The sequence below is a fragment of the Variovorax sp. VaC1 genome, from assembly GCF_043658315.1.
Classification (GTDB): domain Bacteria; phylum Pseudomonadota; class Gammaproteobacteria; order Burkholderiales; family Burkholderiaceae_C; genus Variovorax.
In genome coordinates this window covers 65,145-86,447 of the sequence record NZ_JBIGLT010000007.1, presented here as the reverse complement: position 1 = coordinate 86,447, position 21,303 = coordinate 65,145, and the positions used below count along the sequence as shown (strand labels likewise).

Here is a 21,303-nt window from a genome sequence, read left to right as displayed (position 1 = left end):
CACATCCATCGAATACTTCCGGAGACCCGCATGACAACGACCGATGCCGCCGCCGTGGCGGCGCTCAAGCAAGACAACGCCCAGTACCTGTGGCACCCCATGGCGCATCCGCAGGCGATGCTCAAGAGCAAGCCCGACATCATTGCGCGCGGCCAGGGCTGCTGGATCTGGGACGTCGACGGCCACAAGATGCTCGACGGCGTCGGTGGCCTGTGGGCCGCGAACCTGGGCCACAGCAACAAGCTGGTGCGCGATGCCATCGTCGCGCAGCTCGACGAGCTGCCCTTCTACAACGTGTTCCGTGGCACCACGCACCCGCGCGCCATCGAGCTGTCGGCGCGCCTCGTGCAGACGATGGAACCCGATGGCGTGGCCGCGGTGTTCTTCAGCAACGGAGGCTCCGACGCGGTCGAGGGCGCGCTCAAGCTCGCGCGCCAGTACTGGAAGCTCAAGGGCCAGGCCGACCGCTTCAAGTTCATCGCGCTGCGGCAGGGCTACCACGGCGTGCACTTCGGCGGCATGAGCGTCAACGGCAACCTGAACTTTCGCCGCGCCTACGAGCCGCTGCTGCCCGGCTGCTTTCATGTCGACACGCCCTGGCTGTATCGCAACCCCTACACGCAAGACCCGGAAGAACTCGGCGAGATCTGCGCCACGCTGCTGGAGCGCGAGATCCAGTTCCAGGGCCCCGACACCGTGGCCGCCTTCATCGCCGAGCCGATCCAGGGCGCGGGCGGCGTGATCGTGCCGCCGCCCAACTACTGGCCGCGCGTGCGCGAGATCTGCGACAGGTACGGCGTGCTGCTCATCGCCGACGAGGTCGTCACCGGCTTCGGCCGCGGCGGCGCGATGTTCGGCACGCGGCTGTGGAACGTGAAGGCCGACCTGTGGTGCCTGGCCAAGGGCATCTCGTCGGGCTACGTGCCGCTGGGTGCCACCGCCATCGGCGGCAAGGTGGCCGAGGTCTTCCTGAACGACGCCTCGGGGCAGGCCGCGGTGGGCCACGGCTACACCTACAGCGCACACCCGGTGGCGGCCGCCGCCGCGCTGGCCACGCTGGACCAGATCGAGGCGCTCGACGTGCCCGGCAACGCCGCGCGCGTGGGCGCGCATTTCCAGGCGCGCGTGCGGCCCTTCGTCGACAGGTTCAGCTTCGTCGGCGATGTGCGCGGCATGGGCCTGATGCTGGGCATCGAGATGGTGGCCGACAAGGCCACGCGCACCACGCTGCCGCGCGGCAACCCGATCGCCGCGAAGGTGGCGCAGGCGGCCTATCGGCGCGGACTGATGGTGCGCATCTCGGGGCCGAACCTCATCCTCTCGCCGCCGCTGGTCATCACGCGCGAAGAGGTGGACTTCATGGTCGATGCGCTCGAAGGCGCGTTCTCCGACGTGGAAGCGACGCTGTGAGCCGACCCCCGACCATCTTGCTGATCGGCACCGCCGACACCAAGAGCGCCGAGCTGTTGTTCATGCGCGCGTGCATCGAGGCCGGCGGCGGTCGCGTCGTCGTGATGGACGTGGGCGTGCTCGACGGCGCACCCTTCGCGCCCGATATTCCCAACACCGAAGTGGCCGCGGCCGCCGGCAAGACCGTCGCCGAGGTGGCGCAGAGCGGCGACGAGAACAGCGCCATGACGCTGATGGCGCGCGGCGCCGCGAAGCTCGCCGCGCGCTGGCAGGCCGAGGGCCGCATCGACGGCCTGCTCGCGCTGGGCGGCACCATGGGCACCGACCTGGCGCTCGACGTGGCGCAGGCGCTGCCGCTGGGCGTGCCGAAGGTGCTGGTCTCGACCATCGCCTACTCGCACCTGCTGCCGCCCGAGCGCATTCCGCCCGACCTCATCATGGTGCTGTGGGCCGGCGGGCTCTACGGGCTCAACAGCCTGTGCCGCTCGGCGTTGAGCCAGGCCGCGGGCGCGGTGCTCGGCGCCTGCCGCCAGGCGTGCGTGCCGGCCTTCGAGAAGCCGCTGGTGGGCATGACCTCGCTGGGCTCCAGCGCGCTCACCTACATGAAGACGCTCAAGCCCGCGCTCGAAGCGCGCGGCTACGAAGTCGCGGTGTTCCACACCACCGGCATGGGCGGGCGCGCCTTCGAGGCGCTGGCCGCCGAGGGCCGCTTCTGCGCGGTGATGGACTTCAGCCTGCAGGAGCTGGCCAACCAGCTTGGCGGTTCGTGCGTCACCGCCGGCCCCGACCGGCTGCTCGGCGCAGGCCGCGCGGGCACGCCGCAGATCGTTGCGCCCGGTGCCATCGACATGCTCGACTACCCGGCCTGGCAGCCCACGCCCGAGGGCCTCGAAGGCCGGCCCGCGCACATCCACAACCGGCTGCTGGCCTCGGCGCTCAGCGCACCGGCGTTCCGTCGCGGCGTGGCCACCGAGATCGCGCGCCGCCTCGCGCGCGCCGAAGGCGCCACCTGCGTGTTGATGCCCCTGCACGGCATCGAAGGCTGGGACCGCCCCGGCGAGCCGCTGCACGATCCGGAAGGCCTTGTGGCCTTCACCGAAGCGCTGCGCGGCAGCGTCGAGCCTGCGCGGCTGGTCGAGCTGGACGCGCACATCAACGACGCCGCCTTCTGCGATGCCGCGCTGCGCGTGTTCGACGCCTGGGTGGCCGACGGCACGGTGCCTGCAGGGAGGCCCGAATGACCCACGACACGCAAGCCCTCGTGCTCGACTTCGGCGGTGTCATCAGCCGCACCCTGTTCGAGACCCACGCACTGACCGAAGAGGCGCTGTCGCTGCCGCGCGGCACGCTCACCTGGCGCGGCCCCTTCGACCTCGCGAGCGATCCGCTGTGGCGCGACATGCAGGCCGACAAGCTTTCGGAGCGCGACTACTGGATGGCGCGTACCCGCGAAGTGGGCGCGCTGGTCGGCGAACGCTGGGACCGCATGGAGACCTTCGTGCAGCGCGCGCGCGGCGCCGACCCCGAGGCGGCGATCCGGCCCGAAGCCCTCGCGGCCATCGAGGCGGCGCGCCGTGCCGGCTGCCGGCTCGCCATCTTGTCGAACGAGCTCGACCTGTTCTACGGCACCGGCTTCCGCAAGCGGCTGCCCTTCATGAGCGCCTTCGACGTGGTGGTGGACGCCACGCACACCGGCATCCTCAAGCCCGATGCGCGCGCCTACCAGCAGTGTCTGGACCAGCTCGGCCTGCCTGCCGAAGCCTGCGTCTTCGTCGACGACCAGTTGCGCAACATCGCCGGCGCGCAGCGCGTGGGCCTGCGCACCGTGCACTTCGACGTGATGCACCCGGGCGCGAGCTACGCGCAGGCCCTCGCGCTGCTGGGTGTTTCTCCTCCTTCCTCTTCTTCTTCCCTTTGACCGGGCTTGCCATGACGCCGACCTTCGAACCCACCGTGCCGCGCGAGCGCGTGCAGGCCCTGATGCAGGCCGAACAGGACCGCTATGCGCGCACCCACGCACGCTCCGGCGAACTCTTTGCCCAGGGCCAGCAGGCCTGGCTCTACGGCGCGCCCTCGCACTGGATGCGCCGCTGGATTGGCGGCTGGCCGCTGTACGTGCAGGACGCACAGCTGCCCTACGGCGCGCGCTTCGTCGACGTGGACGGCAACGGCTACGCCGACTTCTGCCTTGGCGACACCGGCGGCATGTGCGGCCACGGCCACCCGGCGGTGGTCGAGGCGCTGACGCGGCAGGCGCGCGTCGGCAGCTCGTTGATGCTGCCCACCGACGATGCGGCCTGGGTCGGCGAGGAGCTGTCGCGCCGCTTCGGCTTGCCGTACTGGAACCTCACGACCTCGGCCTCGGACGCCAACCGCGCCTGCATCCGGCTGGCGCGCATGGTCACCGGCCGGCCGCGTGTGCTGGTGTTCTCGGGCTGCTACCACGGCTCGGTGGAAGAGGCGCATGTCGAGCTGCGCGACGGCGCCGTCGCGATGCGCAACAACATCCACCCCAACGGCTTTCCGCACGACCAGCTGTCGGCCGTGGTCGAGTTCAACGACGTGCCCGCGCTGGAACGCGCGCTGCGCGCCGGCGACGTGGCCTGCGTGCTGGCCGAGCCGGCCATGACCAACTACGGAATGATCGCACCCGAGCCCGGCTTTCACGACGCGCTGCGCCGCCTCACGCGCGAGACCGGCACGCTGCTCGTCATCGACGAGACGCACACCCTCTCCAGCGGGCCGGGCGGCTACACCCGAAAGCACGGGCTCGACCCCGACATGTTCGTGGTCGGCAAGGCGATTGCCGGCGGCATTCCCGCCGCCGCCTTCGGGCTGAGCGCCGAAACCGCCGAACGCGTCTGGCAGGTGCTGCCCAAGCTGCATCCCACCCAGCGCCAGTCGGCGCATGCCGGCTTCGGCGGCACGCTGGCGGGCAACGCGCTCACCGTGGCGGTGATGCGCGCGGTGCTCTCGCAGGTGCTCACGCCCGAGGCCTTCGAACGCATGCTGGTGCTCGCGCAGCGCCTGGCCGATGGTGTGAACGCCAGCATTGCCGAGGCGGGCCTGCCGTGGCACGCGACGCAGGTCGGCGCGCGGGTCGAGACGCTGTTCTGCGCCGATGCGCCGCGCAACGCGAGCGACGTGCGCCGCACGCGCGACGGCGAGCTCGAAGCGCTGCTGCACCTGTACCTCATGAACCGCGGCGTGCTCATCACGCCCTTCCACAACATGATGCTGTGCTGCCCCGGCACCACCGCGCGCGAGGTGGACGAGCACAACGCGGCCTTTGCCGCGTTCGTGCGGGAGTGCAGGGGATGAGCACCGCCGATCCTTTCGGCCTGCAGGGCAAGGTCGCGCTGGTCACGGGCGGCGGGCGTGGCATCGGCGCGGCCATTGCGCAGGTGTTTGCACAGGCCGGTGCCTCGGTGGTGATCGCCAACCGCACCGGCAGTGCCGGCGAGGCCGTGGCGGCAGAGCTGCGGGCGCGCGGCTTCGCGGCGCATGCCTTGGCCTGCGACATCGGCCGGCGCGACGAAGCCGAGCGCGCGGTGGCCCAGGCGGTGCGGGCTTTCGGCGCGCTCGACATCGTGGTCCACAACGCGGCCGTCAACCCCTGGGCCGCCATCGACGCGATGACCGACGAACAGCTGGAGCACACGCTGGCCGTCAACCTCAAGGCCTGCTTCTGGCTCGCGCAGGCGGCAGTGCCGCACCTGCGCGCGCGCGGCGGCGGGCGGCTGCTCGTCACCTCGTCGGTGACCGGGCCGCGCGTGGCCATGCCGGGCAGCGCGCACTACGCGGCCAGCAAGGCGGGGGTGAACGGCTTCATCCGCACGGCGGCGCTGGAGTACGCGCGCGAGGGCATCACCGTCAACGGCGTGGAGCCGGGCTACATCGCCAAGCAGGGCGGCTCGCTGCTGTCCGATCCGGCCAAGGCCGCGCGCATCGCGCGCCACATCCCGGTCGGCGAACTGGGCCGGCCCGAGGACATCGCCTACGCGATGCGCTTCCTGGCAAGCCCGGCGGCGCGCTACATCACCGGGCAGACGATCGTGGTCGATGGTGGCTCGACGCTGCCCGAGAGCCCGTTCTTTGCGGAGCAGCTGGAATGAGCGCAGCGCCGGGCCGCCCCAAGCAAGCTCGCACCGCGGTGCGAAGCACGGAGGTATTTCGATGAGCACACGCCTGCATGGCAAGGCCTGCCTCGTGGTCGGCGCGGCGACCGGCATCGGTGCCGCCGTGGCCGCGCGCTTCGCGGCCGAGGGCGCACGCGTCGCCGTGGCCGGGTGGCCGCGCCCGCAGCCGGTGGGCGACGGCCCGGCCTTCGACTGCGACGTGACCGACGACGCGGCCGTGCGCGCCACCGTGGCCGCGGTGCAGACCGCCTTCGGCCGCATCGACGTGCTGGTGAACTGCGCCGGCATCGTGCGCAACGACGACGCGGCCGACATCGACGACGGCGACTGGCAGCGCTTGCACGAGGTCAACCTCGGCGGCACCATGCGCTGCCAGCGCGCGGTGCTGCCCGGCATGGTGGCGCAGGGCGGCGGTGCCATCGTCAACATCGCATCGGTCGCGGCCTTCAACGCGGGGGCCGGCATGGCCAGCTATGCGGCCAGCAAGGCCGGCGTGGTCGCGCTCACACGCTCCGCCGCGCAGGCCTACGGCCCGAAGGGCGTGCGCGTGAATGCGTTGTGCCCCGGTTGGGTCGACACGCCGATGAGCCGCCAGGAGATGCGCGACCTCGCCGCCGAACGCGGCATCGATGAAGAGGCCGCACGCGCCCAGACCGTGGCGCGCATCGCGCTGGGCCGCATGGCCACGCCCGAGGAGATGGCCGCCGCCTGCCTGTTCCTGGCCAGCGACGAGGCCTCGTTCGTGACCGGTGCGGCGCTGGTGGCCGACGGTGGGGCGCGGGTGCCGGCTGCGGCGCGCGCGGCTTGAGCGCGGTGTGAGCGCATTCGCCAGCGGCGGCTTGCGCTGCCGCGGCCTCGCCTAGCGCAGGAACTTGCCTTCCTTCGTCACGCGCACCATCTCGATGAAGCGCGAGCCCGTGTTGCTGGCCCCGGTGAAGTCGATCTCCATGTTGCCCACGCGCAGCTTCATGGTCTTGAGCGTGGCGTGCAGCTTCGCGCGCGTCAGCTCGCGGCCGGTGCGGCGCAGCGCCTCGATCATCACCAGCGCGTTGACGTAGCCCTCGTAGCTCAGGTAGCCCACGTCCACCTTGGCGCGCTCGGCCAGCTGCCGGTAGTCGCGCGCCACCGCATCGACCTCGCTCCACGGGTATGGAACGATCTGCGAGATGGCCAGCCCGCTGGTCTTGTCGCCCACCAGCTTCGCCGTGACGTCGCCCGGCACGATCGACATGCCGTAGAACATCTGGCGTCCGCCCGCGGTCCATGCGCTCTTCATGACCTCGCCGCCGATGCCGCCGCCCAGGTACATGATGACGGCCTGCGCCTTGCTGTCCGCGAGCGCCTTGCCGGCCGCTTCGTTGCCCGAGCCGTCGCCCTTGACGGCCACGGCCACCGCCGGTTGCAGCTTCAACGCGTTCAACGCCGCCTCGACGAGCTTGGCCACTTCGGCGCCGCCGGGGTTGTCGAGGTACGCCACGCCGATGCGCGACACGCCGATGGTCGTCAGGTGCTGCACCAGCGCCTGCGCTTCACGCGCGAAGGTGGCGCGCACGAAGTACCCCGAGCCGTTGACCTTGTCGCGCGCCGAGTCCGACACCGCATAGCCGCCCACCATCGGCGCGCCGCTCTGGTTCAGCACCTTGGCCGCCGCGGCGGTGGTGCCCGAACCCACGCAGCCGAAGAAGGCAAACGCGTGGTGCTCGCCCAGCAGCTTCTCGTAGTTGGCAACGGCCTTCTCGGGCACCAGTTCGTCGTCGAGCGAGATCAGCTTGATCTTGCGGCCCGACAGCCCGCCTTGCGCGTTGACCGCATCGAAGGCCAGTCCCGCACCGGCCATCACGACCTTGATCGGCACCCCGAGCGGGCCGCTCAGGATGCCGGTGTGGCCGAGCACGATCTCGCCATCGCTCACGCCGCTTTCAGCGGTGTTGGCGGCAATGGCTGGCGACAGGGGGCCGAGCGCGGCCATGGCCGCAGCCGAGGCGGCAAGAAAGCTTCTGCGATGCATGGGGAACCGTTTCGCGATTTGGATACAACTGATAACAATTGAATGCGAAAGCGGCGCTCCCCAGCGCCGGGGTTTACCCCGTGTTGCGTGCCGTCCTCCTGGCACCTTCGCGCAGCTGCCACGCGGCGCAAACGGCCAGCGCGCACAGCCCCGCGAGCATCGCGAACACCTCGTCGAAGGCGGCCAGCCGCGCCGGGCTGCTCATCGGGTTGGCGAGCGAATCGTCGTGCGCCGCAAGGCGCCACTCCAGCACGATGGCGCACAGGCTCACACCGGCCGCGCCGCCCAGCATGCGCACGAAGTTGATGGCGCTCGCGCCCTGCGGAATCAGCGGCTTGGCCAGTGGCCGCATCGATCCGAGGTTGAGCGAGGGCAGGATGAAGCCCAGCCCGATGCGCCCGATGATCGCGAAGGCCACCAGCAGCCACAGCGCGCTGTCGAGCCGCAGCAGCATCATCAGCGCGAACGAGGTGGCCAGCAGCGCAAGGCCGATGCTCACCAGCACCCAGGTCGGGTGCCGGTCGGCCAGCCGGCCCACGCCGGCGATGGTCACCGCCAGCACGATGCCCGCCGGCAGCAGGATCGTGCCCACGTGCGAGGCCGACAGATGCAGCCCCACCTGCATGTACACCGGCAGCAGGTAGGTCGAGCCGAACAGCGCCGTGCCGTAGATGAACGCCACCACGCTGCCCATCGCGAATTGCCGGTACTGGAACAGCGCAAGGTTCATCAGCGGCGTGCCGCCCGAGGCCGCGAGCCGCCGCTGCCACCACACGAAGGCCGCGAAAGCCGCCAGCGCACCGGCCAGCAGCAGCGCGGCCTGCAGCGGCGAATCGCCGCGCAGCTCGACCAGCCCGTTCAGCAGGCACAGCGTGCCGACCGTGCCCAGCGCCAGCCCGCGCCCGTCGAGCCCGCCGCCGCGTACGGCCGCCACGCCACCGGGCGCCGTGGTCGGCACGAACTTGTAGGCCAGCCACAGCGACGCCAGGCAGAACGGCACCACCATGAAGAAGATCGAGCGCCAGCCGAACAGGTCGACCAGTACGCCGCCGATGCTCGGCCCGATGGCCGGCGCCAGCACCACGCCCATGCCGAAGATGCCGCTCGCGCGCCCCTGCTCGTGCGGCTCGAAGGCGCGCAGGATGATGATGGCCGGAATGGGCTGCACCACGCCCGCCGCGAGCCCTTCGGCCACGCGCGCGAACAGCACCAGCGAGAAGTTGTTGGCCAGCCCGCCCACGATGCCGCCGAGCAGCAGCAACAACATCGTGCCCACGTAGGTGCGCCGGTAGCCGTAGCGCGACAGCAGCCACGGCGTGGTGAGCATCGACACCGTCATCGCCACCATGAAGCCGGAGCTCACCCACTGCGCGCGCTCCTGCCCGAGCGAGAAGTGATGGCTCATGCCGGGGATCGCCACGTTGACGATGGTCGAGGACATGATCGATGCCATCGTCCCCACCATCACCGACAGCAGCAGGTACCAGCGGTAGTGTTCGCCATAGCGCTGGCGCATCGTGCCGATGGAAGGCGGGGCCGGCGTGGTCGCGGCTTCGGATGTCTGTGGGGAGGTCATGGGGCGGCGGAATGTCTCGGGGTCCGTCGTCCTACAAGCATATCGGTGTTTGCGCGGCCAAGGGCGCGCCGGGCGGTCGCACAATGCAGCGGCTGTCCCCTTCGCGTCAAGCGCCGCACAACGACATGGACTCTCCACTGAACGAACAAGCCAACGGCCAGCCCGACGACGTCGCGGCCTTCGCCCCGGTCGAGCCCGGGGCCGTGCCCACGCTGGCGGCCGAGCTTGCCGCGCCGACCCTCAGTCGTGCCTACCGCTGCCAGTGCGGGCGCCCCGTGTTCCTGCGCAACAGCGAATGCCTGGCCTGCCACACGCCGCTCGGCTACGTCATCGACCGCCTGGGCGTCATGCCGCTCGCCCCGGCCGTTGATGGGGGCGCGCTGCCCGACACCTTCACCGTCTTCGGCGATCCGCACGGCCCCACCTACCGGCGCTGCGCCAACCTCATGACGCCCGCGGCCTGCAACTGGATGGTGTCGGTGCCGCGCGAGGGCGAAACCCTTCCCGCCGACACGCACGGCCTGGCGCCAGGCTACTGCCTGGCCTGCAGCGTCACCCGCACCATTCCCGATCTCTCGGTGGAGGCCAATGGCGAACTCTGGCGCAAGCTCGAAACCGCCAAGCGCCGCTTGATCTCGCAACTGCTCGCGCTCGGCCTGCCGGTGGTGAGCCGCCATGCCGACGCGGTGCACGGCCTGGCCTTCGACTTCCTCAGCAACGTGCCGGGCGGCCCGCACGTGATGACGGGCCACGAGCACGGCGTGATCACCCTCAACGCGGAAGAGGCTGAAGACGCCGTGCGCGAACGCATCCGCGCCGAGATGCGCGAGCCCTACCGCACACTGCTCGGCCACTTTCGCCACGAGATCGGCCACTACTACTGGGACCTGCTGGTATTGCCCACGCCGTGGATCGACGACTTCCGCGCGCTCTTCGGCGACGACCGCGCCGACTACGCGGCCGCACTGCAGACCCACTACGAACAGGGCCCGCCGCCCGACTGGGCCGACCGCTTCGTGAGCAGCTACGCCAGCACCCACCCGTGGGAAGACTGGGCCGAGACCTGGGCTCACTACCTGCACATGGCCGACACGGCGGACACCGCGATGAGCTTCGGCGTCGACGCCACCAACGTCGAGCTGGCGAGCGACCTCTTCACCGTCGATGACCTCTGGCAGCCCGCGCATCCCGATGCCGCGAAGTTTCTCGACTTCATCAACGGCTGGGTGCTGCTCACCAACGTGCTGAACGAGCTGTCGCGCAGCATGGGCCAGCCCGACTACTACCCCTTCGTGCTGCCGCGCGCGGCGGTGGGCAAGCTGCAGTTCATCCACGGGGTGATCACCGGGCAGCGGCATGGCTCGGCGCCGACGATGGTGATGGCCAGCGACGTGGCGGCGCCTGCGCCCGAGCCTATCGTCGAGCTGCAACTGGCACCCGAGCCGCAAGTGCAGGCCCAGTCACAGGCCTTGGTACAGACTCCGTCGCAAGCGCCCGGTCAGTCCTGAGCGGGCGCGTCACCCGCGGCACAGCGGGCGCAGATGCACGACAGGCCCCGCATCGCTTCCGGCAGGTTCGTCAACGGCGCATGGCTGAAGTCGGCCTGCATGCACCAGCAGGGCGGTTGCGCCTGGCCCGTTTCGCGTTCGATCTCCATCGCGCAGCGATTCAACTCGCCGCACAGCGGGCAGCGCGTGGGGTCGATGACCGCTGTAGCTGTTGCCATCACGCGATCTCGAAGGGCGGCAGCTTCTTCGCCACCGCCACGTTCTGCAGCGTCACATAAACCGGCAGGCCGTCGCGGTAGGCCGGATAGTCCTCGCCCTCGATCAGCGGCAGCAGGTAGCGCCTGCATTTTTCGGTGATGCCGTAGCCATCGTCCGAAATGAAATCGCGCGGCATCGGCTTCTCGACGTTCGCCACCGATTCGAGCGGAGCGCTGCCCAGGCGGTAGGCATACGGCACGTCGGAGATGCGCTCGATGGTCGGCATCACCGCGTTGCGCCCTTCGAGCGCCAGCTCCACCGCGCGCTGGCCCAGCTCGTAAGCCTGCTTCACGTCAGTCGCCGAGGCGATGTGCCGGGCCGCGCGCTGAAGGTAGTCGGCCACGGCCCAGTGGAACTTGTGGCCCAGCGCGTCCTTCACCATCTGCGCCACCACCGGCGCGGCGCCGCCGAGCTGCGCATGGCCGAAGGCATCGCGCGTGCCTTGCTCGGCCAGGAAGGTGCCGTCGGGGTGATGGCAGCCTTCGGACACCACCACCGAGCAGTAGCCGTGTTGCTTCACCAGTTCATCGACGCGCGCAAGAAAGCGCGGCTTGTCGAACTCGATCTCGGGGAACAGCACCACCACCGGAATGCCATGGTCCGCCGCGAGCCCGCCGGCTGCGGCGATCCAGCCCGCGTGCCGCCCCATCACCTCGAGCACGAACACCTTGGTCGATGTCGCCGCCATCGAGCGCACGTCGAACGAGGCTTCCAGCGTCGACACCGCCACGTACTTCGCGACCGAGCCGAAGCCGGGGCAGCAGTCGGTCAGCGGCAGGTCGTTGTCGATGGTCTTGGGCACGTGGATCGCCTGCAGCGGATAGCCGAGCGACTGCGACAGCTGGCTCACCTTGAAGCAGGTGTCGGCCGAATCGCCGCCGCCGTTGTAGAAGAAATAGCCGATGCCGTGCGCCTTGAACACCTCGATCAGCCGCTCGTACTCGCGCCGGTTCTTCTCGAGCGACTTGAGCTTGTAGCGGCAGGAGCCGAAGGCCCCCGAGGGCGTGCTGCGCAGGGCCGCGATGGCCTCGGCCGGTTCGGCGCCGGTGTCGATCAGCTCTTCGGTCAGCGCGCCGATGATGCCGTTGCGCCCGGCATAGAGCTTGCCGATGCGGTCCGGGTGCCGGCGCGCCGTTTCGATCACGCCGCAGGCCGACGCATTGATGACCGAGGTGACGCCGCCCGACTGGGCGTAGAAGGCATTGAGGGTGGCGGTGCTCATGGGGCAATCTCCGTGCTGTGACGCGACGGTCATCGCCCTGGGGGTGTCCAGGGCGCATGGCGGCAACGCTTCGCGGGAGGGCCATTCTGGCGCAATCGCCGGCCGCAGGCCAATGGCCGATCAACCTACATCTCGCGCGATTACAGTTCGTTTCCGCACGCTGCGCACGAGGGCGTGCGCACGTGGCGCGCCACCGGGTCCGCGCCGTTCCCTGGGCAGCAGACACACAACTTTTCAGGAGTCCGCGCGTGAGCATTTTTTCCCGTTTCTTCGGCCGCAAGGACGAGCCGGCCGATGCCGGTGCGCTGGTGGCCAACCCCGATGCCGGCGACACCGTCGCGCTGACGGTCGTGTTCGCCGATGCGCTGAACATCGACGTCGCCGCGCTCGCGGAGGCATTGCGCGCCTACCACCGCTCCACCGGCGACGCGCGCTGCGAGATCACGGAAGAGCCCGGTACTTTTCTGGCGCTGGCGGGCTGGAAGAAACACGTGGTCCGGATGGTCGGCTTCGACGCACCGATGCCAAGCGAATCGGTCGAGGCCTGCGTCGCGCCGGCGCACTATCCGCAGGAACTCAAGGCCCGGGTTCGCGCACACCGCAGCCACGTCATCCTCTACTACGCAGGCTACGAGGCCTCGGTGCTCGAGCAGTACGTGGCCCTCGCGACCGTGGCCGGCGCCATGGCCCGCCTGGGTGCGCTGGCGGTGCTGAACGAATCGGCCCGCACCTCGCTGCCGGCGGGCGTGTTCGATGCCGAGAACGAAGGCGACAGCATCGAGCTGCTGCGGCACCTCGACCTGCCGGCCCTGTACTGCGGCTTCGTCAAGTACGAGGTCGAAGGCGTGCAGGGCGTCTGGATGCGCACCTATGGCGCGCATCACTTCGGCCACCCCGATTTCGCGGCGCTGGCCGAAGGCCATCACGAAGGCCGGAAGTACTTCGACCTGTTCGGCAATGTCCTGCGCTACCTGATCGAGAGCGGGGCCGAGATGGGCGCGGGCCACACCATGCAGGTCGGCGAAGACAAGTTCCTGCGCCTGCGCGCGCCGCTCGAGACGGAATACTTTCTCGATGGCCCCGATGCCGTGCTGGTGGCCGAAATGATCGGTGCCGACGAGATCGAGGCGCGCCTGCACTGACAGGCCGCACCGGCTGAGCGGCCCCGCGTGGCGCTCAGCGCCCCTCGAAGACGGGTGGCCGCTTCTGCAGGAAGGCGCTCACGCCTTCGCGAAAGCTCGGGCGGTCGATCAGCTCGCGCTGGCGCTCGCTTTCGTAGTGCAGCTGCTCCTTCAGCGTGTGGTGCTCCGAGGCCTCGAAGGCTTCGCGCGCCTCCACCACCGCATGCGCGGGCAGGCTGGCCAGGCGTTGTGCAATGCGGCGGGCTTCTTCGAGCAATTGCTCGTCGTCCACGCAGGCCCAGATCAGCCCCCATTGCACGGCGCGCCCGGCGCCCACGCGCTCGTCGAGCAATGCCATGCCCATGGCACGCGCCCTGCCGGCGCGGCGCGGAATGGCCCAGGTGCAGCCCAGGTCGGGCACGATGCCCAGCTTGGGCAGGAAGGGCAGGTAGAAGTAGGCGCTGCGTGCCGCGATGGTCACGTCGGCCGCCAGCGCCAGTCCCACGCCCGCACCGGCCGCCGGGCCATTGACGGCCGCGACCACCGGAATCGGCAGCGTGCGCAGCGTCTCGATCAGCGGGTTGCTCAGCGACTGCATCCACTCTGCGGTCTGCGCGCCGAGCGACTTGCCCGCTTCATTGGGTGCCATCGCGCTCAGGTCGGCGCCCACGCAGAAGGCCTTGCCGGCGCCCGTCAGGATCACGGCGCGCACCGAGCGGTCGTCGCGGATGCGCTCCAGCGTTTCCTTCAGCTCGACCTGCAGCCCGTGCGCGATCGGGTTGAGCTTGGCCGGCAGGTTCAGCGTGAGCGTGGCGATGCCGTCGGCCACTTCGCAAAGGATGAAGGATGGTGCGGTCATCCGAGCTGCTCCGCCACCGTGTGTGCTTGTGCCATGTTCATGTCCTTTTCAAAAAAAGAAAACAGCGTGAATCGTGCGCCCAAAACAAAAAGCCGCCCGTCGCGGCGGCGGCATTCGGTGCGCTGGAAGTCCATGGCATCGAGGGTCGATGCCGGTGGCAATCAGGTCAAGCCGGGGACAACCCGTGGGACAGAAGTCGCCAAGGCGACCGCTGGCGCGCCGGTGCGGGCAGGGGCATTGCAGCCGGTTGCGCATCGGTCACCGTGATGCACGACGACTGCAGCGCCGACACCAGCACGCGCCGGTGCTCGGTGCCTTCGAAGCGCTCGCCCGGTGCGAGCACGATGTCGCGCGTATCGCGATCCAGCGTGACCCAGACCGAGCCGCTGCGGCATTCGATGCCGACGCCGGCGCCATCGGGCACCGAGAAAACGGCGCGATGCGGCAGGCTCACGTCGAAGCGTGAAGAAGGCGCGGACGAAGAAGACGGGTAGGTGCTCATGGCTAACTCCATTGCATTCGGGATACGAATGAATATAGTGAGCCGGTCTCCCTCTTACACGCGGTCATTCGGAACTCGTTGCATGCTTGCAGAGAATGCGAAACCCCCTGGCGCCTTGAGCGGCGAGCTCCCGCCGCTCGAGCTGCTGCGCAGTTTCGAAGCCGCCGCGCGCCGGCTCAGCTTCACGCTGGCGGCCGGTGAACTGCACCTGACCCAGTCGGCCGTGAGCCGGCAGATCCAGCAGCTCGAAGCCAGCCTGGGCGTGCTGCTCTTCGAGCGCCGCCACCGCGCGCTGGCGCTCACCGAGGCCGGCGGCGTGCTGCAGCGCGCCGTCACCGACAGCCTGGAGCGGCTGCGCGACGCCACCGCCCGCGTGCGCGCCAGCGCCGCGCCGCGGCAGGTGGCGATCACCACCACGCCGGGCTTTGCATCGCTCTGGCTCATTCCCAAGCTGGCGCGCTTCACCGGCACGCATCCGCAGGTCGACGTGCGCGTGTCGGCCACGCTCGATGCGCTCGACCTCGACGTCAGCCGCCTCGACCTGGCCGTGCGCTTCTCTCCCATCGATCGGGGTGTCGGCCCGGCGCTGTTCGAGGAGTCGATCATTCCGCTGTGCTCGCCGCAACTGGCCGCGTCGCTGCGCAAACTGTCGGACTTTGCCGGCGTCACGCTGCTGACCGTCGAATACCCCGACCACAGCAAGGCCCCGACCGCCGAGTGGGAGCCGTGGCTCAAGGTGATGGGGCTCGAAGACCTGCGCATGAAGAGCACGCTGCGCTTCACGCAGTACGCCGATGCCGTGGCGGCCGCGGTGGCGGGGCAGGGCGTGGTGATCGGCCGCTTGCCGCTGCTGCGCGAGTTGGTGCGCGATGGCCGGCTGGTGGCGCCGCTCGGCGAGGGCGCCGTGTCGCACCGCGGCTACTTCATCGAGATGTCGAAGCGCGCCGCGGGCAACCGCGACGCGCAGGACTTCGCGCAGTGGCTGCGCGACGAAGCGGAAGCGGCGCAGCGAACCTGACGAAGGCCCGCCGCGCCATTGCCGCGTCGAAGAAGAAGGATCAACCCGGCAGCAGCACCTTGTTGATCACGTGGATCACGCCGTTCGACTGGTACACGTTGGCAATCGTCACCATCGCGGTGCCGCCCTTGGCATCGGTCACCCACACGTTGCCGCCGCTCATCGTCGCGGTCAGCGTGCCGCCGCTGGCGGTCTTCAGCACGGCCTTGCCGCCGCCTGCGTTGATCGCGCTCATCAGCGCCGGGCCGTCCATGCGGCCGGGCACCACGTGGTACGTCAGCACCTTGGTCAGCGTCGGCTTGTTCTCGGGCTTGAGCAGCGTGTCGACCGTGCCGGCCGGCAGTGCGGCGAAGGCGTCGTTGGTCGGTGCGAACACGGTGAACGGGCCCGGGCTCTTGAGCGTATCGACCAGGCCCGCGGCCTTCACGGCAGCGACCAGCGTGGTGTGGTCCTTCGAATTCACGGCGTTGTCGACGATGTCCTTCGTGGGGTACATCGCGGCACCGCCGACCATCGGGTTCGACGACATGCCGCCACTGCCGCTCATGCCCATGCCGCCCGCGCAAGCGCCGAGCAGGACCGAAACGCCGACTGCAATCATGAGTTTTTTCATTGAAGGCTCCTGGAAAGAATGGTTCTTGAGGTGTCTGTGGAAACCGCCAACAGCTCGGGGGCGCGATGCGCTTGGATCGAATACGCCGCGTGTTCGCGTTTGGATTCGCACCCGTTCATCGATTTGTTGCGCGTCGGCTTTGCGCCACAGCAGCCGGCGCGGTGCTTGCGCATCGCATGCGCGCTCGCCACAATCCGCCCTTCGTTTTTCAGCCAACAGTTTTCTCTCCGCGCCTGGCGACGACCAACCTCCCGGGCGACAACACACATCAATGAACCGTTTTCTGAACACCTGACCCGCACACCGACCGCCCCGGCCGGATGTGCATCCATGCATCCGCCGAGGCCCATCGACAAAGGCCCCGCGCAGCCATTCGCCGGGGCCTTTTTGTTTTTGGAGTGTGCGCACATGAGTGCTCAACGAAAGGCCCGCGACGACGAGAAGCGTCTGGGCCGGTTTTATTTTTCGGTGCCGGCAACGGCACCGCGCAACCCCGTGGTGGCCGCGATGGCGCGCCGCGAATCGAGCCAGGGCGCGGGGCGCCATCTGCGCACGCACCGTGCGGAACGGCGTGCGCAGAAGGTGGCATTGCAGAAGGCTGCGCGCAGCCTCGTGGGGAGGGGCGACGATGCGTGACGACATGGACAAGGTCATCGTCGAGCGGCCGCGTCGCGGTGGTGGCGTGCAAGGCGACGGGCGCGCATGGCGCAACAGCAAGGAGCGTGGTTCGCACCTGGGCATGAAGCGCGGCTACGGTCGCACGAAGTGGCTCAACGAGAACCTCGCGCCGCTCAAGCGCTGGCTGCACAAGCAGGTGCATCGGCCGTGGGACAAGGTGTACGCCGAGCTGTGCAGTGGCATCGACCGCCGCAGCACGGTGCAGGCGCACATCTTCGAGCACATCGACGACTTCGTCGTGCGCGATGCGGTGATGCGTGACGGCGAGGTGCGGGTACGCTCGCATCGCTGGGGCGGCAATCTGCATGTGCCGCTGCGCGATGCATTGCGCGTGGAGCTGTTCGTGCATCCGGTCACCGGCATCCTGCTTCCGAATCGGGCTCGGCTCAAGGCGCGGCAGAACCGGGCTGCGAACAAACCGAAGGCTGTGATCGCCCGTATCGTGATCGACGACGCCATCGAATGGCATCTTGTCGATGGCTGCTGGTTCGAAGTCCGGCTGGCGCCTTTCCCGGAAAGCAAGGGGGCCGGTGCGAAGGACGAGAAGCGTTATGACGTGCTGCGCGGCTGCCTGGTGACACGACGCGGCGTGTGCCACGCGCCGGTGGGCACGGCATGCCGTCAGGTCACGTACGCGCAGGACTTTGTCTACGCCGTGGCCAAGCGGCAGTTGAGTCGCCGTGAAGTGCGGGCGCGTCTCGGCGACGGGGCCTGAGGCGGCGTGCGCTCGACCGTCAGGCGTGAACCCGCGTCGCCACCGGCGCGCGCGGCAGCACGAAGAACGCGAGCGTCCCCGCCGCCAGCATGCCCGCCACCGTGAGGAACACCGCTCGGAACGGCTCCACGCCGTGCGCCACCGCCCACGACGCGGCCACGCCCGTTGTCCATTGCATCAGCGACACGCCCAGGAACATCGCCATGTTCATCAGCGCCATCGCGCGCCCCGTCATGGCGGCCGGGTAGCCATTCTTGGTGTACGCGTACTGCAGCACGCTGTAGCCGGAAAGAAGGCCATAGAGGATCGGCAGGCCGATGTCGATCGCGCGCGAATGCGTGAGCGCCATCGCCGTGAACATCAGCGCGCCGGCGCAGGCGCAGCCCATCATCCAGAGGGGGCGCCGCGCGGCGCCCGGGTCGAGGCGGCCGAACAGCGCCGGGCTGATCATGCCGGTGACGGTCATCACCAGCGCGACATTGCCGCTCGCAACGAGCGACAGGCCGTGCCGCTCGTGCAGCACCGGCCCGAGCCACAGGCCGCGCAGCGTGATGAAGGCCGCATACGACACGCAGGCAAAACACAGCAGGCCGAGCGTGTGCGGCATCGCGAACAGCGGCAGCAACTCGCGCACGGCCTTGCGCAGCGACTGGCGCTCGGCCGGTGCCGACTGCGGCGCGAGGTCGGCTGCGCGCGCCGGTTCGCGCACGCGCCAGAAGATGACGGCCCACGAGAGCACCGCGAACGCGGCCAGCACCGCATAGCCGGCGCGCCACGAGGCGGCCTCGATCAGCAGGGCCAGCGGCGTGCCGGTGAACACGATGCCCAGGCCGGCCATGCTCATCACCAGCCCCGACATCGCCGTGAAGCGCGAGGCGTCGAAGTGCCGCGCGATGAACACCGTGCAGGCCAGGAACGCCGGCGCACAGCCGACGCCGATCAGCGCCTGCCCCAGCAGCAGCATGTGAAAGCTCGATGCCACCGCGCACAGCGCCGCGCCCGCGATGGCCAGCGGAAACGCGGTGAGCACCGTGCGCCGCACGCCGAACATGTCGATCGACACGCCCATCGCGAGCTGCATGATCCCGAACATGAAGTGGAAAGTGCCGGCCCATGTGCCGAGCTGCTGCGGCGACAGGCCGAAGTGGCTGCTGAGCGGCGTGGCCATCATGGCGCCGACGGTGCGAAAGGCCTGGCTCAGGGCGAAGGCACTGGCGAGTGCCACGAGCATGGCGGCCGCGGAGGTCGACCAGCGCGGCGGGGGCGGCGATGCCGCGTTCGTGTTCATCGGGAGGGGAGGGAGCTGAAAGAAGAAGGGAGCGGCACGAATGCTACTGGCATGCCGCCCTTCATGCAGAACGGCGCCCTCGGGCGCCGTTCGTTCGCTCAAGCCCGGCGCAGTGCCGGGAAGGTGCGGGTCAGGCTTCGCCCTTGACCTTCAGGCGCCATGCGTGCAGCAGCGGCTCGGTGTAGCCGCTCGGCTGCTCGATGCCCTTGAACACCAGGTCTTGCGCGGCCTTGTACGCGGCCGAGGTCGCGAAGTGGCCGGCCATCGGCTGGTACAGCGGATCGCCCGCGTTCTGCTCGTCCACCACCTTGGCCATGCGCTGGAAGGTCTCGTCGACCTGCGCCTTGGTCACCACGCCGTGCAGCAGCCAGTTGGCGATGTGCTGGCTCGAGATGCGCAGCGTCGCGCGGTCTTCCATCAGGCCGACGTTGTGGATGTCGGGCACCTTGGAGCAGCCCACGCCCTGGTCGATCCAGCGCACCACGTAGCCCAGGATGCCCTGCACGTTGTTGTCGATTTCCTGCTGGCGCTCTTCGGCGCTCCACTTGGCTTCGGCTGCGATCGGCGCCTGCAGCAGCGCATTGAGGATGTTGTCGCGCTCGGCATCGGCGTCGATCTTTTCCAGCTCTTGCTGCACCGCGGTCACGCTGACCTGGTGGTAGTGCAGCGCGTGCAGCGTGGCGGCGGTGGGCGAGGGCACCCAGGCGGTGTTGGCGCCGGCCTTGGGGTGGCCGATCTTCTGTTCGAGCATCGCAGCCATCAGGTCGGGCATGGCCCACATGCCCTTGCCGATCTGCGCCTTGCCGCGCAGGCCGCACGAGAGGCCGACCAGCACGTTGTTCTTTTCGTAAGCGCCGATCCACGCGCTGGACTTCATGTCGCCCTTGCGGATCATCGGGCCGCCCTGCATGGCGGTGTGCATCTCGTCGCCGGTGCGGTCCAGGAAGCCGGTGTTGATGAAGGCCACGCGCGCGGCGGCCTCGGCGATGCAGGCCTTCAGGTTGACGCTGGTGCGGCGCTCTTCGTCCATGATGCCGAGCTTCACGGTGTTGGCGGGCAGGCCGAGCAGTTGCTCGACGCGGCCGAACAGCTCGCTTGCGAAGGCCACTTCGGCCGGGCCGTGCATCTTCGGCTTGACGATGTAGATGCTGCCGGTGCGCGAGTTGCCCTTGCGCTTGAGGTCGATGGTGGCGATGGTGGTGGTCACCACGGCATCGAGGATGCCTTCGGGGATCTCCTTGCCGCCTGCATACAGGATGGCCGGGTTGGTCATCAGGTGGCCCACATTGCGCAGGAACATCAGCGAGCGGCCATGCAGCTTGACGGGCTGGCCGTTGGCGCCGGTGTATTCGCGGTCGGCGTTCAGGCCGCGCGTGAAGGTCTTGCCGCCCTTGGCGACTTCTTCGGTGAGCGTGCCTTGCACGATGCCGAGCCAGTTCGAGTACGCGACCACCTTGTCGGCCGCATCGACCACGGCCACCGAGTCTTCGAGGTCGAGGATGGTCGAGAGCGCGGCTTCGAGCACGAGGTCGCTCACGCCGGCTGCATCGCTCTTGCCGATGGCGGTGCTGCGGTCGATGCGGATGTCCAGGTGGATGCCGTTGTGCTTGAGCAGCACCGACGACGGCGATGCGGCATCGCCCTGGTAGCCGATGAATTGCGAGGCATCGGCCAGGCCGGTGCTGCCGCCTTGCAGCGCGACGACCAGCTGGCCGTCTTTCACGCTGTAGCCGGTGGCGTTCTTGTGCGAGCCGTTGGCCAGCGGTGCGGCCTGGTCGAGCACGTTGCGTGCGAACTCGATGACCTTGGCGCCGCGCACGGGGTTGTAGCCCTTGCCCTTTTCGGCGCCGCCGGTTTCGGGAATGGCATCGGTGCCGTAGAGCGCGTCGTACAGCGAACCCCAGCGTGCGTTGGCGGCGTTCAGTGCATAGCGTGCGTTGAGGATGGGCACCACCAGCTGCGGGCCGGCCTGCAGCGCGAGTTCGGAGTCGACGTTGGCGGTCGTGGCCTTCGTGCCCTTGGGCTGCGGCAGCAGGTAGCCGATCTTTTCGAGGAAGGCGCGGTAGGCCGGCATGTCGGCGATGGGGCCGGGGTGGGCCTTGTGCCAGGTGTCGAGTTCGGCCTGCAGGCGGTCGCGCTCGGCGAGCAGCGCGATGTTCTTCGGTGCGAGGTCGCTGACGATGGCGTCGAAGCCCTTCCAGAAGACGTCGCTGGCCACGCCGCTGGCGGGCAGGACCTTGTCTTCGATGAAACGGTAGAGCTCGGTCGCGACCTGGAGTCCGTGGGAGGGGGTGCGGGCAGTCATGTTTTTTCTCCTGGAGAACGCAATGCTGAAACTTGAAAACGGAGGATGGTTGAACTTTATTCGATACCTTACTGGAGAGTAAG

21 protein-coding genes are annotated in these 21,303 nt (G+C 69.1%); 11 read left to right on the top strand and 10 right to left on the bottom strand.

Annotation, left to right across the window (positions count from 1 at the left end; all coding sequences use genetic code 11):
* Positions 1 to 30 precede the first annotated feature (30 nt).
* The 6 genes from ACGLHS_RS25975 (at position 31) to ACGLHS_RS25950 (ending at position 6,357) form a co-directional block, all read left to right on the top strand.
* A complete protein-coding gene (locus ACGLHS_RS25975; protein ID WP_394484478.1) occupies positions 31 to 1,410 on the top strand; it encodes an aminotransferase class III-fold pyridoxal phosphate-dependent enzyme in 1,380 nt (459 codons plus the stop codon).
* A complete protein-coding gene (locus tag ACGLHS_RS25970; RefSeq protein ID WP_394484476.1) occupies positions 1,407 to 2,651 on the top strand; it encodes a Tm-1-like ATP-binding domain-containing protein in 1,245 nt (414 codons plus the stop codon). The genes ACGLHS_RS25975 and ACGLHS_RS25970 overlap by 4 nt, the downstream gene beginning before the upstream one ends.
* Positions 2,648 to 3,328: an HAD-IA family hydrolase gene (locus ACGLHS_RS25965; RefSeq protein WP_394484474.1), complete on the top strand. Its 681-nt coding sequence runs from the start codon at positions 2,648 to 2,650 to the stop codon at positions 3,326 to 3,328. The genes ACGLHS_RS25970 and ACGLHS_RS25965 overlap by 4 nt, the downstream gene beginning before the upstream one ends.
* An 11-nt stretch (positions 3,329 to 3,339) precedes the next feature.
* Positions 3,340 to 4,731, top strand: a complete 1,392-nt coding sequence (locus ACGLHS_RS25960) for a transaminase (RefSeq protein WP_394484472.1) — start codon at positions 3,340 to 3,342, stop codon at positions 4,729 to 4,731.
* Entirely contained in the window at positions 4,728 to 5,525 is a 798-nt protein-coding gene (locus ACGLHS_RS25955) for an SDR family oxidoreductase (protein ID WP_394484470.1), read from the top strand. Before ACGLHS_RS25960 ends, ACGLHS_RS25955 begins: the two co-directional genes overlap by 4 nt.
* A 61-nt stretch (positions 5,526 to 5,586) precedes the next feature.
* The gene (locus ACGLHS_RS25950; protein ID WP_394484468.1) at positions 5,587 to 6,357 is read left to right on the top strand and encodes an SDR family NAD(P)-dependent oxidoreductase; all 771 of its coding nucleotides are present in this window, start codon (positions 5,587 to 5,589) and stop codon (positions 6,355 to 6,357) included.
* A 51-nt stretch (positions 6,358 to 6,408) separates the two neighbouring features.
* Here ACGLHS_RS25950 and ACGLHS_RS25945 read toward each other — a convergent pair whose 3' ends face one another.
* Positions 6,409 to 7,557 (bottom strand): ABC transporter substrate-binding protein, encoded by a 1,149-nt coding sequence (locus ACGLHS_RS25945; RefSeq protein WP_394484466.1) that lies wholly within the window; start codon positions 7,555 to 7,557, stop codon positions 6,409 to 6,411.
* Between the two features lie 73 nt (positions 7,558 to 7,630).
* A complete protein-coding gene (locus tag ACGLHS_RS25940) occupies positions 7,631 to 9,133 on the bottom strand; it encodes a DHA2 family efflux MFS transporter permease subunit (RefSeq protein ID WP_394484465.1) in 1,503 nt (500 codons plus the stop codon).
* 125 nt (positions 9,134 to 9,258) lie between these two features.
* Between ACGLHS_RS25940 and ACGLHS_RS25935 the strand changes: the two genes are divergently transcribed.
* Entirely contained in the window at positions 9,259 to 10,641 is a 1,383-nt protein-coding gene (locus tag ACGLHS_RS25935) for a putative zinc-binding metallopeptidase (RefSeq protein WP_394484463.1), read from the top strand.
* Here ACGLHS_RS25935 and ACGLHS_RS25930 read toward each other — a convergent pair.
* Positions 10,632 to 10,859, bottom strand: a complete 228-nt coding sequence (locus tag ACGLHS_RS25930; RefSeq protein ID WP_093246267.1) for a cysteine-rich CWC family protein — start codon at positions 10,857 to 10,859, stop codon at positions 10,632 to 10,634. The genes ACGLHS_RS25935 and ACGLHS_RS25930 overlap by 10 nt on opposite strands.
* Positions 10,859 to 12,121, bottom strand: coding sequence for a 6-phosphofructokinase (locus ACGLHS_RS25925; protein ID WP_394484461.1), 1,263 nt, complete (start codon positions 12,119 to 12,121; stop codon positions 10,859 to 10,861). The genes ACGLHS_RS25930 and ACGLHS_RS25925 overlap by 1 nt, the downstream gene beginning before the upstream one ends.
* Before the next feature lie 248 nt (positions 12,122 to 12,369).
* Here ACGLHS_RS25925 and ACGLHS_RS25920 point away from each other — a divergent pair, with 248 nt between their 5' ends.
* Positions 12,370 to 13,263 carry a DUF4261 domain-containing protein gene (locus ACGLHS_RS25920; RefSeq protein ID WP_394484459.1) on the top strand — a complete coding sequence of 298 codons (894 nt, stop codon included), beginning with the start codon at positions 12,370 to 12,372 and terminating at the stop codon, positions 13,261 to 13,263.
* 34 nt (positions 13,264 to 13,297) lie between these two features.
* Here the strand turns inward: ACGLHS_RS25920 and ACGLHS_RS25915 are convergent, their stop codons facing one another.
* From ACGLHS_RS25915 to ACGLHS_RS25905, 3 genes are read right to left on the bottom strand one after another with little or no spacing between them, the layout of a single operon-like run.
* Positions 13,298 to 14,101 (bottom strand): enoyl-CoA hydratase-related protein, encoded by an 804-nt coding sequence (locus tag ACGLHS_RS25915; protein ID WP_093246264.1) that lies wholly within the window; start codon positions 14,099 to 14,101, stop codon positions 13,298 to 13,300.
* Positions 14,098 to 14,235: a hypothetical protein gene (locus tag ACGLHS_RS25910; RefSeq protein ID WP_394484457.1), complete on the bottom strand. Its 138-nt coding sequence runs from the start codon at positions 14,233 to 14,235 to the stop codon at positions 14,098 to 14,100. Before ACGLHS_RS25910 ends, ACGLHS_RS25915 begins: the two co-directional genes overlap by 4 nt.
* Positions 14,236 to 14,267: 32 nt before the next feature.
* A complete protein-coding gene (locus ACGLHS_RS25905) occupies positions 14,268 to 14,603 on the bottom strand; it encodes a DUF2917 domain-containing protein (protein WP_394484455.1) in 336 nt (111 codons plus the stop codon).
* A gap of 82 nt (positions 14,604 to 14,685) precedes the next feature.
* Between ACGLHS_RS25905 and ACGLHS_RS25900 the strand changes: the two genes are divergently transcribed.
* Positions 14,686 to 15,621, top strand: coding sequence for a LysR substrate-binding domain-containing protein (locus ACGLHS_RS25900; protein ID WP_394484453.1), 936 nt, complete (start codon positions 14,686 to 14,688; stop codon positions 15,619 to 15,621).
* A 40-nt stretch (positions 15,622 to 15,661) separates the two neighbouring features.
* Here ACGLHS_RS25900 and ACGLHS_RS25895 read toward each other — a convergent pair whose 3' ends face one another.
* Complete coding sequence (locus ACGLHS_RS25895) at positions 15,662 to 16,234, bottom strand: fasciclin domain-containing protein (protein WP_394484451.1); 573 nt, start codon at positions 16,232 to 16,234, stop codon at positions 15,662 to 15,664.
* Positions 16,235 to 16,642: 408 nt separating this feature from the next.
* Here ACGLHS_RS25895 and ACGLHS_RS25890 point away from each other — a divergent pair, with 408 nt between their 5' ends.
* The gene (locus ACGLHS_RS25890) at positions 16,643 to 16,870 is read left to right on the top strand and encodes a hypothetical protein (protein WP_187113583.1); all 228 of its coding nucleotides are present in this window, start codon (positions 16,643 to 16,645) and stop codon (positions 16,868 to 16,870) included.
* On the top strand, positions 16,863 to 17,627 hold the full coding sequence (locus tag ACGLHS_RS25885; RefSeq protein ID WP_394484448.1) for a hypothetical protein: 765 nt from the start codon (positions 16,863 to 16,865) through the stop codon (positions 17,625 to 17,627). Before ACGLHS_RS25890 ends, ACGLHS_RS25885 begins: the two co-directional genes overlap by 8 nt.
* Before the next feature lie 19 nt (positions 17,628 to 17,646).
* Here ACGLHS_RS25885 and ACGLHS_RS25880 read toward each other — a convergent pair whose 3' ends face one another.
* Positions 17,647 to 18,915 carry an MFS transporter gene (locus tag ACGLHS_RS25880; protein WP_394484446.1) on the bottom strand — a complete coding sequence of 423 codons (1,269 nt, stop codon included), beginning with the start codon at positions 18,913 to 18,915 and terminating at the stop codon, positions 17,647 to 17,649.
* Between the two features lie 130 nt (positions 18,916 to 19,045).
* Complete coding sequence (locus ACGLHS_RS25875; protein ID WP_394484445.1) at positions 19,046 to 21,220, bottom strand: malate synthase G; 2,175 nt, start codon at positions 21,218 to 21,220, stop codon at positions 19,046 to 19,048.
* Positions 21,221 to 21,303: the final 83 nt, after the last annotated feature.